The 16,567-nt window shown below is 51.9% G+C and carries 11 protein-coding genes; 4 read left to right on the top strand and 7 right to left on the bottom strand.

What is annotated here, in order from left to right; all coding sequences use genetic code 11:
* Window positions 1–75: 75 nt before the first annotated feature.
* The 5 genes from accC to LDL70_RS08625 form a co-directional block, all read right to left on the bottom strand.
* The gene (accC, locus tag LDL70_RS08645) at window positions 76–1,431 is read right to left on the bottom strand and encodes an acetyl-CoA carboxylase biotin carboxylase subunit (protein ID WP_022711461.1); all 1,356 of its coding nucleotides are present in this window, start codon (window positions 1,429–1,431) and stop codon (window positions 76–78) included.
* Window positions 1,432–1,535: 104 nt separating this feature from the next.
* Entirely contained in the window at window positions 1,536–2,009 is a 474-nt protein-coding gene (accB, locus tag LDL70_RS08640; RefSeq protein ID WP_121993418.1) for an acetyl-CoA carboxylase biotin carboxyl carrier protein, read from the bottom strand.
* Between the two features lie 218 nt (window positions 2,010–2,227).
* A complete protein-coding gene (gene aroQ / locus LDL70_RS08635) occupies window positions 2,228–2,677 on the bottom strand; it encodes a type II 3-dehydroquinate dehydratase (RefSeq protein WP_022711459.1) in 450 nt (149 codons plus the stop codon).
* Window positions 2,678–2,855: 178 nt separating this feature from the next.
* A complete protein-coding gene (locus tag LDL70_RS08630; protein WP_022711458.1) occupies window positions 2,856–3,629 on the bottom strand; it encodes a DsbA family protein in 774 nt (257 codons plus the stop codon).
* Between the two features lie 108 nt (window positions 3,630–3,737).
* Window positions 3,738–5,075, bottom strand: coding sequence for a M48 family metalloprotease (locus LDL70_RS08625; protein WP_116087922.1), 1,338 nt, complete (start codon window positions 5,073–5,075; stop codon window positions 3,738–3,740).
* A 594-nt stretch (window positions 5,076–5,669) separates the two neighbouring features.
* Here LDL70_RS08625 and LDL70_RS08620 point away from each other — a divergent pair.
* Entirely contained in the window at window positions 5,670–6,773 is a 1,104-nt protein-coding gene (locus LDL70_RS08620; RefSeq protein ID WP_370637823.1) for a pyridoxal phosphate-dependent aminotransferase, read from the top strand.
* A gap of 108 nt (window positions 6,774–6,881) precedes the next feature.
* Here LDL70_RS08620 and LDL70_RS08615 read toward each other — a convergent pair whose 3' ends face one another.
* A complete protein-coding gene (locus LDL70_RS08615; RefSeq protein ID WP_225684860.1) occupies window positions 6,882–9,857 on the bottom strand; it encodes a ribonuclease E/G in 2,976 nt (991 codons plus the stop codon).
* 1,135 nt (window positions 9,858–10,992) lie between these two features.
* Window positions 10,993–11,184 (bottom strand): hypothetical protein, encoded by a 192-nt coding sequence (locus LDL70_RS08610; protein WP_225684859.1) that lies wholly within the window; start codon window positions 11,182–11,184, stop codon window positions 10,993–10,995.
* Here LDL70_RS08610 and LDL70_RS08605 point away from each other — a divergent pair.
* The 3 genes from LDL70_RS08605 to prfB all read left to right on the top strand — a co-directional run bounded on the left by LDL70_RS08605 (window position 11,111) and on the right by prfB (window position 16,505).
* Entirely contained in the window at window positions 11,111–12,295 is a 1,185-nt protein-coding gene (locus LDL70_RS08605; RefSeq protein ID WP_370637822.1) for an N-acetylmuramoyl-L-alanine amidase, read from the top strand. The two genes, LDL70_RS08610 and LDL70_RS08605, sit on opposite strands and share 74 nt — an antisense overlap.
* A gap of 381 nt (window positions 12,296–12,676) precedes the next feature.
* Window positions 12,677–15,145, top strand: coding sequence for a penicillin-binding protein 1A (locus tag LDL70_RS08600; protein WP_022711452.1), 2,469 nt, complete (start codon window positions 12,677–12,679; stop codon window positions 15,143–15,145).
* Between the two features lie 231 nt (window positions 15,146–15,376).
* A protein-coding gene (gene prfB, locus LDL70_RS08595) for a peptide chain release factor 2 (protein ID WP_225684857.1) occupies window positions 15,377–16,505 on the top strand; the annotation gives its coding sequence in 2 pieces (ribosomal slippage) (window positions 15,377–15,445 and window positions 15,447–16,505; 1,128 coding nt in all).
* The last annotated feature ends 62 nt before the right edge of the window (window positions 16,506–16,567 follow it).

Here is a 16,567-nt window from a genome sequence, read left to right as displayed (position 1 = left end):
CGGAGGCGTAAGCCCGGAGCAAAAGCTCCGGACTTAAATTTTGAGGCGGAGGGGATTTGCGTCCCGCCACCGGAGTTACTGACCCGATGCGTTTTTCTTTTCCAGATATTTTTCAAGCCAATGGATATCATAATCGCCATTGGCGATATCCGGATTGGCAATCAAATCCTGGAAAAGCGGCAGGGTTGTATCAACGCCGTCAACGACGAATTCATCCAGCGCACGACGCAGACGCATCAGGCATTCCACGCGGTTACGGCCATGCACAATCAGTTTGCCGATCATGCTGTCGTAATATGGCGGGATTTTATAGCCGCTATAGACGCCGGAATCGACACGAATGCCCAGACCACCCGGTGTGTGATAATGCTTAATCGTGCCCGGTGACGGTGTGAATGTGCGTGCGTTTTCCGCATTGATACGACATTCAATCGCATGACCGGAGAAACGTACATCGTCCTGCTTGACCGACAGGCCAAGACCGGCGGCAATACGGATCTGTTCATGAACCAGATCAATACCTGTGATCGCTTCGGTAATCGTATGTTCCACCTGAAGACGGGTGTTCATTTCGATGAAATAGAACTCGCCGTTTTCATAGAGGAATTCGATTGTACCGGCACCGCGATAGCCCAGTTCTGCAACCGCATTGGCGCAGATCATACCGATCTTGTCACGGGCTTCGGAATTCAGGGCAGGGGAATTGGCTTCTTCCCAGACCTTCTGGTGGCGGCGCTGCAGCGAGCAGTCGCGTTCGCCCAGATGAACAGCTTTGCCTGCACCGTCGCCAACGATCTGAACTTCAATGTGACGCGGCTTTTCGAGATACTTCTCGATGTAAACAGCATCATCACCGAATGCAGCAGCTGCTTCCGAGCGTGCAGTATTATAGGCAACAGAGATATCTTCTGCCGATTTGGCAACCTTCATCCCGCGGCCGCCGCCACCGGAGGAAGCCTTGATGATGACCGGATAGCCGATTTCAGAAGCAATACGAATTGCATCCTGTTCACTGGCAACCCCGCCGTCAGACCCCGGAACAACCGGAATACCGAGGCGTTTTGCAGTCTTCTTGGCTTCGATCTTATCGCCCATGATGCGGATATGCGCAGCGGTAGGGCCGATGAAGGTAATATCGTGCGCTTCAAGAATTTCAGCGAATTTGGCATTCTCGGAGAGGAAGCCGTAACCCGGATGGATTGCATCAGCACCGGTGATTTCGCAGGCAGCAACAATCTGGTGAATATTCAGATAGCTGTCGCGCGATGATGGTGGTCCGATACATACGCTTTCATCTGCGAGGCGCACATGCATGGCATCGGCATCGGCAGTGGAGTGAACGGCAACAGTCTTGATGCCAAGCTCCTTACAGGCGCGCAGCACCCGCAGGGCAATTTCGCCGCGATTGGCTATGAGGATTTTTTGAAACATCGGAGCTCCTGCCTCAGGCATAATCTGAGACAGACTATGCATTAATTCAAATTGGTCAGCGATGGCTGTATGTTTAAAAATACAGCCGTGATCTGTGAAAGATCTTATTCGATGACGATAAGAGGTTCGCCGAATTCAACTGGCTGGCTGTCGCTGACCAGAATAGCAGTCACTGTACCTGCACGCGGAGCAGCAATCTGGTTCATGGTTTTCATCGCTTCGATGATGAGAACTGTCTGGCCTTCTTTAACGCTCTGGCCGACTTCCACGAACTGCTTGGCACCTGGTGCCGGTGCGAGATAGGCTGTACCAACCATTGGCGAAGGCACGGCATTCTTGGATTTGTCAGCAGCTTTCGGTGCTTCTGCAGCCGGAGCAGGCGCAGCGGCGGCAACCGGTGCTGCGGCAGCAGGTGCAAAATATTGCTGAGGTGCTGCAGCCTGAACAGTGATATTGCGCGATACGCGAATGCGCAGATCGTCCTGTTCAACTTCAATTTCTGTCAGATCGGTATCTTTGAGGATGTTCGCGAGATCGCGAATGATCGTCTGATCGATACCGGAGCTTTTGTTCGTCATGGGTCTGGCCCCTTTACCGCTGATATATATTGTTGTTTCTTCAGAGCCTATTCCGATCCGGTTAAGGCAGATCGGAATAGGCTCCCATTTTTATTTTCGCAGTTTTGAACGGAAAACCGGTTCCCGTTTTTGCCTTAACTGCTTTTAGCATATGCCTGACGGTCAGGGTACATTATGCTGGTTAGGTATGCGTGGCATAATCCACTCTGAAAATCCGGTCAACTTTCGCGATTATGCTGATAGCCGGCGAGAGCCCGCAGGCCCATCAAATAACCTTCCGCACCGAAGCCGCACAGTACAGCTTTGGCAACCGGAGAAACGAAGGATTTGTGGCGGAACTCTTCACGGGCGTGAATATTTGAGAGGTGAACCTCAACCACTGTCACCTGAGCTGCGCGAATGGCATCAAGCAGCGCAATGGATGTGTGTGTATAGGCTGCAGGGTTAATCAGAACCTGCGCGCCTTTCTCACCGGCTTCCTGAATCCATGTGACCAGATCGCCTTCGTGATTAGACTGACGGAAGTCAATTTCCACACCCAGCTTTTCAGCTTCTTTGCGGCAGTTTACGTGAATATCATCAAGGGTCGTCGAGCCGTAAATTGCCGGTTCTCTTTTACCCAGCATATTCAGGTTCGGGCCGTTCAGAATGAAAATCACTTGTGCCATCGGGTGTGGTGTCGCTTTACGATTCCGTTATTCGTATGAATTCAGCTTGTCTGAAGTCTTTAACTCTTCCCATATAATGGGGAATGCTTTGCGGTTAAAGCCTGTAAATTGTATCCGTACAGGCTTTAACTGCATTTTCCGGCACTAAATTCAAATTTTATAGATAAAATTATGAATTTTATTTGTTGCCGGTGTTTGATTGGCGCTGTTCAGCGATTTTTTCAGACAATGTTTCCAGACCGACCGCACCCGGAACCAGCTCATTACCGATAATATAAGACGGTGTGCCGGAAATATTCAGCGCCTGAGCAACATTATAAGCGCTCTGGAAGGAGGTCACGACCTCTTTGCTTTTCATCAATTCACGCAGTTTCGCTTCATCAGCGCCCAAAGAAGTAGCAATCTTCATTGCGCTCTCTTCGGTAGAGCTTTTCGGCTCTTTCATCAGCGCTTCGTGCAATTCCATGTATTTTTCAGGCATCAGACGCTTGAATGCCTGTGCAACCAGATGGGTGCGCATGGAATCCGGTCCGAGAATCGGGAATTCTTTCAGGACAAAGCGGACATTCGGGTCGGCTTTGAGCAGCGCCTGCATATCCGGCATTGCGCGTTTGCAATAGCCGCAATTGTAATCGTAGAATTCAACGATGGTCACGTCGCCTTTCGGATTGCCGTAAACGGCATCATTGGCATCGTTGAAAATCGAATCATGATTTTCTGCAATAATCTTGGACTGGCTGTCACGGGCTGATGCAGCCTGTTTTTCTTCCAGAGCGTCCTGCACTTCAAGCATCACTTCCGGATTGGCGATCAGATATTCGCGGACGATTTTCTCAACGGCAGCTTTATCGAGCGGCTTTGCTTCTTGTGCATGGGAAGCTGCAACGGCAGAAACCAGAGCAGCTGCGCCGAAAACAGTGGTAGCTAAACGGCGCTTGAAATGAATGGTCATAGGATCACTCCGGATAAACCGGCCTTGTCGTTCGGGTTAATGGTGGTAGTCCGCCATACTGGCGAAATGTGAAGTTCTGTTACGGAAAACCGATATTGGTACCGTGGTTTATTTCTTTTTGGTTTTGGTATTGATAATGTCCTGCGCCCGCAGCCAGTCCGGCGAACCGGATTTCAGACGTGTCTGCGCACGGGTTGCGAAAATCTTGGCCTCATTGATGCGGCCTGCATAATAATGCTGATCCGCTGTTGCGAGGTCCGAAAGCCCCATCTGTCCGGACTGGCCATAGGCCTGTGCCAGATAGCCGTAACCTTCCGAAAATTCCGGATCACGTACCATACCCGCTTTCAGCTCGCGGATAGCCGCTTCCATATTGGCTTTATTGCCGGTCAGCATCAAAGCGCGGCCATAGCTCATACGGATCAGGCTGGATTTGCGCGGATCAAGCGCGGCAGCCTGTTTGAACTCGGCAGCAGCACCGGCCGGATTATTGGCTTTCAGCAGCATTTCGCCCTTTATTTCGCGGAAATAAGGGTTTTTGGGCTGTTCTTTGATTAATGCATCAATTTTCGGAATGGCATTACGGGGATTGCCATTGAGGAATGTGTAAATCGCATCGCCGTAACGTGCGCCTACGCCACGCGGATTGTTGCGGAACATGCGTTGCAGAGAGCCGAGGCCACCGGAATAGGCCGCGATTTTTGCCCGTGCCATATCATGACGAAGCTGCAGGGCTTCCGGGTCTTTTTTCTCAAAATACGGGCTTTGATGAGCCAGAGTCGTCAGATTGGCAATACGGTCACGTGGCAACGGGTGGCTGATACGATAGGCATCAACCTGCGTGCCGCTGATCGACAGGGCACTGGCAAAGCGCTCGAATGTTGTCAGCATGCCTTTGGCGGACTGGCCGGTTTTATTCAGATAATTGATTGCCGAACGGTCAGCTGCTGCTTCTTCCGTTCTCTGATAGGACAGCAGGCTGCGCATGGCGATTTCACCGCCGCCTGCAGCAATACCGCCGCCGGCACCGGCAATGGCGCTGTTACGGGTGGCTGCACCGGCAATCCCCGCACCAAGGCCGAGCAATGTGCCGATAACAGCCATGGTTTTGGCCTGTTTGAGCTGTTCACGCAGACGATCCTGATGGCCGCCGGCAAGATGGCCGGTCTCGTGGGCGATAACGCCGATAATCTCATTCGGGGTTTCAGACTGGAGCAGGGCACCGGTATTGATAAAGATGCGTCGTCCGTCGACAAAAGCGTTGAAGCTCGGGCTGTTGACCAGAATTGTACCGATACGCTTTTTGCCAAGGCCTGCGGCATTGAGAATTGGGGTCGTGTAATCGGTAACCAGGGCTTCAATTTCTGCATCACGCACGACCGGTACTGAGCGCGACTGCGCCGAGGCAGTGACTGCGGAACTGGCCAGAATAGCGGCGGAAATCATCAGGGAAAGCGGGCGGTGCAGCCTGTTGCTGACGGGAACCGGCGCCGGTGCTGCCGGTTGCGGCGCAGGGGCTGTATAAAGAAGAGCGGTTTCGGCCATCAATAAAATCCTGTTTTAAAAACGATCAAGAGCGGTAATACGGTATCGCATTCGCTCCGGACACTTTCATTTACCGCATGATGTATCCAAACAGGTCAGTTTGGACAGGGACATGCATCAGGTGTGAATCAGCTGCACTATTTATAATGCTGTTCTAGCTTACAGGATGCGAAAAACAGAATGATATATTCCGTCAGGAATCCGCAGTTGTGAACCACAGTTTATTTCATGATATTTCAGGCCTTTTTTATGACCTGAACTGAAGTCAGGCTTAAGAAGTTTAAAGTTTCGGCTCGTTTTGCTGTTTTATAGCTAATATTTTGTGATTGTTATGCTGTTGTTGCACTGTGCAGTTCGGGCTATGGAACATCCGGTGTTTAAAGCTTAACCGGTTCTGCAGGCTGTTGTTTCATACAAGTGGCAGGGCAGGTGTTTTTTGAGGGCAGAGAAGTGAGAGTTTTTTCCTACCGGAGTGAAGTTGATCCGTTTCATGCCATGGATGTGCTCGCTGAAGCGAACCGGCGCCGTGCAGAAGGCGCGCCGATGATCTCTATGGCGGTTGGTCAGCCTGCTGATCCGGCACCGCTCCGTGTGCGTGAAGCAGCGCAAAAAGCCCTGATTGACGGCAAAATCGGTTATACGGATGCGCTTGGCCTGATTGGTCTGCGCGAGGCGATTGCTGCTCATTATGCTGAGCAATATGGCGTTGAAGTCAGCCCGCAGCGCATTGCCGTGACGACCGGCTCATCGGCCGCGTTCAATTTGGCCTTCCTGACCTATTTTGATGCCGGTGACCGTGTGGCGATTACCCGTCCAGGTTATCCGGCCTATCGCAATATTCTGAAAGCGCTTGGCGTTGAAGTTGTTGAAATCGGCACCGGTGACGGTAAAAGTGCCAATCTGACCGCTGAAAGCCTGATTGCTGCCCATGCGGAAAAGCCGCTGAAAGGTGTGCTTTTCGCCAGCCCTGCCAATCCGACCGGCGCAATCATTGAAGATGATGAACTGAAAGCCATTTTGGAGGCAGCTCGCGAACGCAATATTCGTGTGATCTCCGATGAGATTTATCATCGCCTGACCTATGATCGTCCTGACCAGACTGCACTGGCCTTTGATGATAGTGTGACGGTGATTAATTCCTTCTCCAAATATTATTGCATGACCGGTTGGCGTATCGGCTGGATGGTGCTGCCGGAAGAGGCGGTGCGCCCGAATGAGCGTATTGCGCAAAGCCTGTATATTTCTGCGCCGGAACTGTCACAGATTGCGGCAATTGAAGCCTTTAAGGCAACGGATGAGCTGGATATTATCAAGCAGCGTTATGCGCTGAACCGTTCTATCCTCGGTGAACATCTGCCGAAAATGGGGCTGACACTGGCTGCGCCTATGGATGGTGCTTTTTACGCCTATTGTGATGTGTCCCGCTTTACCAATGACAGCATGGCCTTTGCCCGCAAAATGATTGCCGAGATTAATGTGGCCGCTACACCGGGGCTGGATTTTGACCCGCTGGAAGGTCACCGCACAATGCGCTTCTCCTATGCGGGTACAGCTGATGAAATGCGTGAAGCAATGCGCCGCTTGGAGAGCTGGCTCTGAGGTCAGTCCTCTTTTTGTACAAATTTGAAATTTAGTATGTATACGAAATAAAAAAAGCCGCCGGAAATTCCGGCGGCTTTTCTATTCTATGGGTTCTATCGGCAGGGCTTAAAAGAAGCCCTTTTTCTGCCACCAGCCGCCGCGCTTAGGCTGCTCTGCCGGTTCTTCCTGCTTTTCAGCCTGACTGATCTGCGAGGTCACAACCGGCTTGGATGCTTCCTGTGTGCTGCTGCGTTTACGGGCAGGCTTTTCTGCTTGCTGTTCCGCCGCAGGTTCTGCCACTTCAGTCACAATAACGGCTTCAGCAACTTCGGCCTGTGTTTCTGCAACCGGCTCCGCTGCTTTTATAGCGCGCGGCTTGCGGGCAGGCTTGGCCGGCTTTTCTGCAGCTTTTTTGCGTGTGGTTTTGGCCGGAGCTTCATCACTCACAGTTTCAGCTTCCGCAACCACTGCTTCTGCAACAGCCGGTTCAGCGGCAGGTTCTGCCACTTCAGTCACAGTTTCCGCAGCGGTTTCAGCCGTTGCTTTTGCACCGCGTGGCTTCGCAGGGCGTTTACGGGCAGGTTTTGCAGTCTTCTTCTCGGATTTTGCCTCAGTCTGCGGGGCTGCTTCAGTCTTGGCCGGAGCATCCTGTGTCAGGGCCGCAGCCGGAGCCGCTGATTTCACCTGCGGGTTAAAGCCCACAAATTCCGGTGAAGGCAGAGGAGCCGCAGCTTTTTTCACAGCCTGTTTATAGGCAGTCAGACGGGTGACAGCTTCATCGCGGCTGAAGCCGACAAATTCCACCGCAGGCATGCGGTTGTCATTGTCATATTCACCACGACGGTTTTTACGTCCGCCACGACGGCCGCGACGACGCTTCTTGCGACGGTCTTCTTCCGACTGGGAAGGTGCGTCATCTGCGTCTGCATCATCGCCTTCATCTTCATCAGAAGCGGCTTCGCCCTGTGTTTCCGAATTATCGCGTTCACGGGCACCGCGACGGCGACGGCGGCGACGGCTGCGCTTGCGGTCGTCATTATTATCGTCGCGTGTGTTATCTTCATCGCCTGATGTTGCTTCGGTTTCCGCATCATCTTCCACATCGATGATTTCCGGATCATTTTCCTCATCATAAGGCATGAACTGGATTGTCTGCGGAACCGGATTAACAGGACCGGCAGCCGGTGTGCCCTTATCAATCGCCAGATGCTGATGACCAACGGTTTCATCGATCTGCAGTTCAATTGTCAGGCCGAAACGGCTTTCCATTTCTGCAAGCAGGTGGCGCTTGTGGTTCAGCACATAAAGTGCTGTGGCCTGCGGTGCGCGAACAGTAATATTGTTCTGCGAATTGCGCTGCAGGAATTCTTCAATCGAGCGGATGACATAAAGCGCCATCGAGGAATCCGAGCGGATCAGACCTGTGCCTGCGCAATGCGGGCAAGGCTGCATGGTGCTTTCAAGAACCGATGCACGGATACGCTGACGCGACATTTCGAGAAGACCGAAATGCGAAATACGGCCAACCTGAATACGGGCACGATCATCTTTCAGGCAATCTTTCATGCGTTTTTCAACGGCACGATTGTTGCGCTTTTCTTCCATATCAATGAAGTCAACCACAACCAGACCGGCAAGGTCGCGCAGACGCAGCTGGCGCGCAACTTCTTCCGCGGCTTCCAGATTGGTCTGCAATGCAGTTTCTTCAATCGAATTTTCACGGGTTGAACGGCCGGAGTTGACGTCAACCGCAACCAGAGCTTCAGTCTGGTTGATGATGATATAGCCGCCGGATTTCAGTGTAACCTGCGGATGCAGCATCCGGTCAAGCTGGGCTTCAATCCCGTTGCGGGCAAAAATCGGCGTGGTTTCACGGTAAGGCTGGACGACGCGCGCATGGGTCGGCATCAGCATCCGCATGAAATCTTTGGCTTCGCGGTAACCGGCTTCACCGGCGACCAGAATATCCGTGATATCCTTGTTATAAAGATCGCGGATCGAACGCTTGATGAGATTGCCTTCTTCATAGACGAGGGCAGGTGCCTGCGACTGCATGGTCAGCTGGCGGACATTATCCCACATACGCATCAGATATTCATAGTCACGACGCACTTCTGCCTTGGTGCGGTTGGCACCGGCTGTACGCAGGATCACACCCATGCCCTGCGGCACTTCGAGTTCCTTGACGATATCTTTCAGACGCTTGCGATCCTGAATATTGGTGATCTTGCGTGAAATACCGCCACCGCGTGCGGTATTCGGCATCAGTACGGAATAACGGCCTGCCAGCGACAGATAGGTTGTGAGAGCTGCGCCTTTATTGCCGCGCTCTTCTTTAACCACCTGCACCAGAATAATCTGGCGGCGCTTGATAACTTCCTGAATCTTGTAGTGCTTGCGATGCGCACGGTTGCTGCCCGGCAGTTCTTCCATTGCATCTTCAGCGCCGACCGATTCAACCTGATCGTCTTCATCATCGTGATCGTCATCGTCGTCACTGTCTGATGCGTGCTGTTTGCGCGGTGCTTTTTCACGGATTACCGGCTGGTCGGAAGAAGCAGCCATGACGGATGCATTATCATCTGCATCATCATTTGCCTGTTCCTGAGCAGCATTGAGCAATGCCTGTGCATAGGCTTCCTGCGCTTCGGCAGCGAAGTCACCGACAAATTCAGGTGCCGGTACAGCCGGTGCCGCAGCATGATCTCTGCTGTTGTTGTGATGACGGTGACGACCCGAGCCGCGACGGTCATTGTGACCACGGCGATTGCGGCGTGGTGCTTCTTCACGCTCTTCATCATCTTCATCACGTGCAGCGCGGGCTTCTGCTTCCAGCAGCGCTTTACGGTCAGCTTCCGGAATCTGGTAATAGTCCGGATGAATTTCGGAGAAGGCGAGGAAGCCATGGCGGTTGCCGCCATATTCCACAAAAGCAGCCTGCAATGACGGCTCAACGCGGGTTACGCGTGCCAGATATACATTGCCTTTTAACTGCTTCTTATGCTCAGATTCAAAATCGAATTCTTCGATCTTGTTACCGCGCACCACTACGACGCGCGTTTCCTCCGGGTGGGAGGCATCGATAAGCATTTTGTTCGACATAAGTGTTTTTCCTTCCGGCGGAAAAACGCAAATCAAGAGGAACCGGAGACGCTTCGGGAGCGCCGGTTCGTATATATTCGCGGTTGCCGGATAAATTAAGGTTCGCCGGAACGCAGAGTACAGTCTTCACGCGCTGATGCCTTGCGGCAATCGCGATTTTCAGGCTGGCAATGGTCAAGTCTGCGTGACCCATAGCGGTTCCGATCGAAACGACCTCGAAAGACCTGATAAACAGGCCGATTATAGTGCCGCACAAATCCCAAAGGATAAAATATGCAGCAATTCAAAAGTGTTGCGGCATTGTAAACTGCGTTTCTTACAACGCGTGATGCCGCAGATAACAGATTGCCGATTATGATTTCTCACATAGTCCGCAGTCTTTATGAGCAGTGGCCGGGGGAACCGTGCCAGTGCTGAATCCTTGTTCAGTTACGCTGAGCCGCCGGATAATCTTTCAAATCAGAATTATCACAAACGGCCGTTCTGCAGTTTTCTGACGGTTGTAACGTCAGGTTCTGAGCTGATCTGCCACGATAAGAGCCTGTCCGCGGGTGTTAACCGGACGCTGGACAGAGAATGATTCCGATGGCGGATCTGTAACCTGATAATGCTTTTAGGACCTGATCGCCCCTCTGACAAGCAGAATATAATAATGCGTCACACTCCGTTCAAACTAATCAGGCATGAATTTTATAATTTCGACATTTATCTCAATGTTTTAGAGTGATTTTCTGATGTCGCTGACACGGGATTTAAGTGAAGATACGGCGGGCGGAATCTAAGCCGGCTTTATTTCATGCGTGATTTGTGCACGCAGCTTTGTCAGTTGCCGGTTGCGACGGGAAATGGCATTGAAATTTTGTAATCATGAATGCCGGATGCAGAGGCAGATTTGATGAAATTTGCAAAGGCTTCATTAACGATAAAGCTCTAGCATATCTGTGTTACGGGCGGTTGCAGCATCCGGCAAGAGCGGGTGAGGCAGTGTGGTTTTTCTGAAACAGGAGAAATGAAACTGCTCAGACGTCACCGAACTGCCGCAAAGGCAATCATAATGCCCGATCGCGGGCGGGTGTTCGTAAATGCTGATTTGCGGGCAGGGGATTGCAAATGATGTGCAGGATCTGAACGAATCTCAGCTTTGCAATAATTTGATCGAGACGATGTTTTTACGAATTCTGACAGCCAATCTTTTTTCTTTAAAACCGGCTTTTCGCAAGTTTTTGCGGCGGCAGGCGCTGCTTTCGGCTTTTGTGGCAATAATACCGATAAATTCTGCATTTTCAGCGCAGGGCGGCAAATCTGAACTCTCTGCACTGACCTTCAAAATGGCCGGTGATGATCTGCGCAGCCGTATCGTGGTTATGTTTGACAATGAGCCGAATGTAGAGACGCATCTTCTGGAGCGTCCGCATCGTCTTGTGATCGACCTGCCGGAAACCAGTTTCGGTTTTGACAAGGAATCACTGACGCCGCGCGGTCTGATTTCCGAGGTGCGCTACGGATTGATTGCGCAGACGCGGTCGCGATTGATTCTCAATGCCAAAGGGCCTTTCAAAGTTGAAAAACTGGAAGTTGTAAAAAACGAATCTTCGTCCGGCTATCGTATGGTTGCCGATATTGTTGCCAGTTCCGACCGAGAATTTGCGCAGGCTCTTGCCGATCAGAAAGTGACTACGGCCTCATTAAATGCGGACACTGGCGGGGCATCTCCTGCCATCAGCGATACGCTTGGCTCAAGCCACCAGTTTACTGTGATGATTGATCCCGGACATGGCGGCATCGACAGCGGCGCGGAAAGTGTGAGCGGCACGCTGGAAAAGAATGTGACGCTTGCTTTCGGGCGCGAGCTTCGTGATGAACTCATGAAGAACAAGAATATCAATGTTCTCATGACCCGCGAGGATGATACTTTCCTGCGGCTCGGGGAGCGGGTGCGTCTGGCGCGCCAGCATGAGGCGGATCTGTTTATCTCGCTTCATGCCGATACGATCCGTCATAAGGATATCCGTGGTGCAACGGTCTATACATTGTCTGACAAGGCATCGGATGATGTGGCCAGAGCTATGGCGGAACGTGAAAATAATTCTGATGCCAGTGCGGGTATTTACAGCGAAGAAGCGCCGGTTGTTCATGATATCCTCATGGAGCTGACCCAGCGTGAAACCCATTCTTTTTCGCTGAATTTTGCTGACGGGCTGGTCAAATCTCTGCAGGGCAAGGTTAATCTGATTAATAATCCTCATCGTTTTGCCGGATTTCAGGTGTTGCGTGCACCGGATGTTCCTTCGGTTCTCGTCGAAATCGGATATTTGTCGAATAAAGACGATGAGAAGCTGCTGAAAGATGCTTCATGGCGCAAACGTGCGGTGGAGCGTATTTCCCATGCAGTGGATAAATATTATACGCTGCGCAACAATGTTCAGGCGCAGCCGTAAAATCTGTGAGGGCTGCGTCAAAAGCGTCACAGAAATGAATAAAGAGTTAAAAACAGTAAATTCATCTTGTCTTTGACGTATTTGCTGTTCACTACCACGCTGTTGGTCTGGCTTAACGCCGGATCAGGGTTCAGGTCAGGGCTCAGAGATGAATGGCTTGGAAGGGTTCATCAGGTTGAAAACAATTTTACGCTGCAAAGCCTGCTAAAATTGCCTGTGAATTTTTACCGGAGCGGATTACGTCCAAATTGGATCGCGGCATTCGTTCTGGATTCTTTAGTAGCCGCATTATCACGGTCGTCAAATTGATCCAATTTGACTGTGAAATGCTCTAAGTTAATGATATGTAGCAGATAATCTGAAACGGACACCGGATAAAATATGGTACGGCTCATCGGATATTTTTTCGGCATCGGAACGGTGCTGATGCTGATCGTTGCGGGAGGCGTTGCCTTCTATGTCGGCAGCATAAGCAAGGACTTGCCGGATTATGAAGTGCTGGCCAAATATGAGCCGCCGGTAACAACGCGCGTGCATGCCGCAGACGGTAGTCTGATGGCGGAATATTACAAAGAACGCCGCATGTTCCTGCCGATTCAGGCGGTTCCTGATCGTGTGAAAGCAGCCTTTGTTTCAGCGGAAGACAAGAGCTTTTATCAGCATCACGGGCTGGATTATCTCGGCCTTACCCGTGCTGTGTCCACTAATATTGTCAACAAGCTGACCGGTAATGACCGCCGCCCTGTGGGCGCGTCGACCATCACGCAGCAGGTTGCCAAAAATATGCTGCTCACTTCCGAGCAGACCTATGACCGTAAAATCAAGGAAGCGATTGTTGCGCTGCGTATGGAGCGTACTTTCAGCAAAGACCAGATCCTTGAGCTTTATCTCAATGAAATGTTCTTCGGTATGGGCGCTTACGGTATTGCCGGTGCTGCGCTGACCTATTTCGACAAGTCGGTCAATGAGCTGACCATCAGCGAATCTGCCTATCTTGCAGCACTCCTCAAAGGCCCTGCCAATTATCATCCGTATCGTTATGCCCAGCGCGCGATTGAACGCCGCAACTGGGTGATCGATCGTATGCAGGAAAACGGCTATATTTCTGTTGAGGATGCAAAAGAAGCCAAAGAAACACCGCTGGGCGTGAAGCCGCATAATGCGGATGGCCGTCTGTTTGCCAGTGAATATTTTGCTGAAGAAGTGCGTCGTCAGATTGTAACCCGTTACGGCAATGCTTCGCTGCTTGAAGGCGGGCTTTCCGTGCGCACAACGCTTGATCCGCAATTGCAGGTCATGGCGCGTAAAACATTGCATAACGGTTTCATCCGTTATGATGAGGCGCAAGGCTATCGCGGCCCTGTCAAACATCTCAATCTGAGCACAGACTGGGGTCAGGAACTGGGTGAAGTTGCCGGTCTGACCGACGTGCCGGAATGGCATCTGGCTGTTGTGCTGGACGCCACACCGGATGCGCTGGAAATCGGATTGCAGCCGGCCCGTGATCCGTCCGGTAAAATCAGTGAAGAACGGGCGACCGGCCGCGTTGCCGCTGCGGATATGAAATGGGCGATGCGCATGAATATCGGCGGCAAGCGCTCGACAGCGAAATCACCGGCAGGTGTGCTTGAGGTCGGCGATGTGATTTATGTGGAGAAAAAAGGCGAGGGCAGCGATGCTTACCGTCTGCGTCAGGTGCCGAAAATCTCCGGTGCGCTGGTTGCTATGGATCCGCATACCGGCCGCGTGCTGTCTATGGTTGGCGGCTTCTCCTATGCGCAGTCGGAATTCAACCGCGCCACGCAGGCCTATCGCCAGCCGGGTTCGGCCTTCAAACCGTTTGTTTATGCGGCAGCGCTGGATAATGGCTACACACCGGCATCCGTGGTGCTTGATGGTCCGATCTCTGTCGATCAGGGCGGTTCGCTCGGCGTCTGGAGCCCGAAAAACTATTCCGGCAAATTCTCCGGCCCTTCAACCCTGCGTTATGGTATCGAGCAATCCCGTAACCTGATGACTGTGCGTCTGGCACAGGATATGGGCATGAAGACCGTTGCGGAATATGCAGAGCGTTTCGGTGTTTATGACAAGATGATGCCGGTGCTTTCCATGTCGCTTGGTGCCGGTGAAACAACTGTGCTGCGCATGGTCACCGGCTATTCGATCATGGCTAATGGCGGACGGTCGATCACGCCTTCAATGATTGACCGCGTGCAGGATCGTTACGGCAAGACTATTTTCAAGCATGACATGCGTCAGTGCCAGAATTGTAATGCGGAAGAGTGGAACAATCAGGAAGAACCTGAATTGGTTGACGAGCGCGATCAGGTGCTCGACCCGATGACCGCCTATCAGATCACATCGATGATGGAAGGTGTTGTTCAGCGCGGTACTGCGCGTATGCTGCTGAGCCTGAACCGTCCGATTGCCGGTAAAACCGGTACGACAAATGACGAAAAAGATGCGTGGTTTGTCGGTTTCACGCCGGATATGGTTGTCGGTCTGTATCTCGGTATGGATCAGCCTGCACCACTCGGCCGCGGCGGTACAGGTTCCGGCCTCGCTGTGCCGGTGTTCAAGGATTTCATGACCGTGGCAATGCAGGGAGCGCCGAAAGTGGACTTCCGTGTGCCTGAAGGCATGACCATGATTGCGATCAACCGCCGTACCGGTATGCGTGCAACGCCGGGTGGCCCTGATGTGATTATGGAAGCCTTTAAACCGGGGACAGGCCCAGCTGACAGCTATTCTGTGATCGGTGCCGACAGCTTCCAGGAAGGCTCGCCGGTGCAGCCGCAATCGCCGCAGGCGAATAAGGCAATTAATTCCGGATCTGGCGGTCTTTATTAAGCCTGCCCTGAGCCTGAAATATTGACAGGCTTAAACACAATCAGCATACAGGCCTATAGAGCGGTTATTTTTCCTAAGCAGGAAAACCGCTCTATATCTTTATATTAACGCAGTTTCGGACGAAAAACCGGTTTCCACTTTTTCTGAAACTGCTTGTAGCGCCTGTATGCTTTTTTATTAAGGCCATGTGCTGACTGCGAAATTATTAAGACTGACAAAGGAGCCGCAGCTATGCGTGCCGAGATTGAGAACTTGGTTGACGAAATCAAGCAGGCCATAAGCCTGCTGAGGAGGCATCTTTGACTGGGATCAGTCACTGAAGAAACTCGAATATCTGAACAGCCGTGCTGAAGATCCGACCCTGTGGAATGACCCGCAGGAAGCACAGAAGCTGATGCGTGAACGCCAGCAGCTGGATGACAGCATTAACAGTATTCTGGCGCTGACCCGTTCGCTCGATGACAATATCGAGCTGATCGCGATGGGTGAAGAAGAGGGCGACAAGTCCATCATCACCGATGCGGAAAACGGTATTCGCGAGATCAAGGCGGAACTCGACAAGCGTCAGATTGAAATGCTGCTCAGCGGTGAAGCTGACGGCAATGATGCTTATCTGGAAGTTCATGCCGGTGCCGGTGGTACGGAAAGTCAGGACTGGGCGTCCATTCTGCTGCGCATGTATTCGCGCTGGGGTGAGCGCGACGGCCGTAAGGTGGAAGTTCTGGAAGTTCAGGCAGGGGAAGAAGCGGGTATTAAATCCGCAACCATCCTCGTGAAAGGCCATAATAGCTACGGTATGCTGAAAACGGAATCAGGTGTGCATCGTCTGGTGCGTATTTCGCCGTTTGACTCCAATGCCCGCCGCCACACATCCTTTGCCAGTATCTGGGTCTATCCGGTGATCGACGACAATATTGAAGTCGAAGTATCGGAATCCGATGTTCGTATTGATACTTACCGCGCCTCCGGTGCCGGTGGTCAGCACGTTAACACCACAGATTCGGCGGTTCGTATTACGCATATTGCCACCGGTATTGTGGTGCAGTGTCAGACCCAGCGTTCACAGCATAAAAACCGTGAACAGGCCTGGTCGATGCTCCGTGCGCGTCTTTACGAAGAAGAGCTGAAGAAGCGTGAAGAAGCCGCCAATGAGGTGAATTCTTCCAAGACTGATATCGGCTGGGGACACCAGATCCGCTCTTATGTCATGCAGCCTTATCAGCTGGTCAAAGACCTGCGCACCGGTGTTGAAAGCTCAAGTCCGGACGATGTTCTGGATGGTGATCTGGATGAGTTTATGGAAGCTGCTTTGGCGCAGCGCGTACACGGCAAGGATGCCGATGTACAGGATATTGACTGATCTGAGTTGATTAAATGAAAAAAAAGCCGCCGGTGAGATGATCTTACCGGCGGCTTTTTTAT

The organism is Pseudochrobactrum sp. XF203 (genome assembly GCF_020341615.1).
Lineage (GTDB): Bacteria > Pseudomonadota > Alphaproteobacteria > Rhizobiales > Rhizobiaceae > Pseudochrobactrum > Pseudochrobactrum saccharolyticum.
The sequence above is the reverse complement of the archived record's forward strand: the minus strand, read 5'-3'. Positions and strand labels throughout refer to the sequence as shown.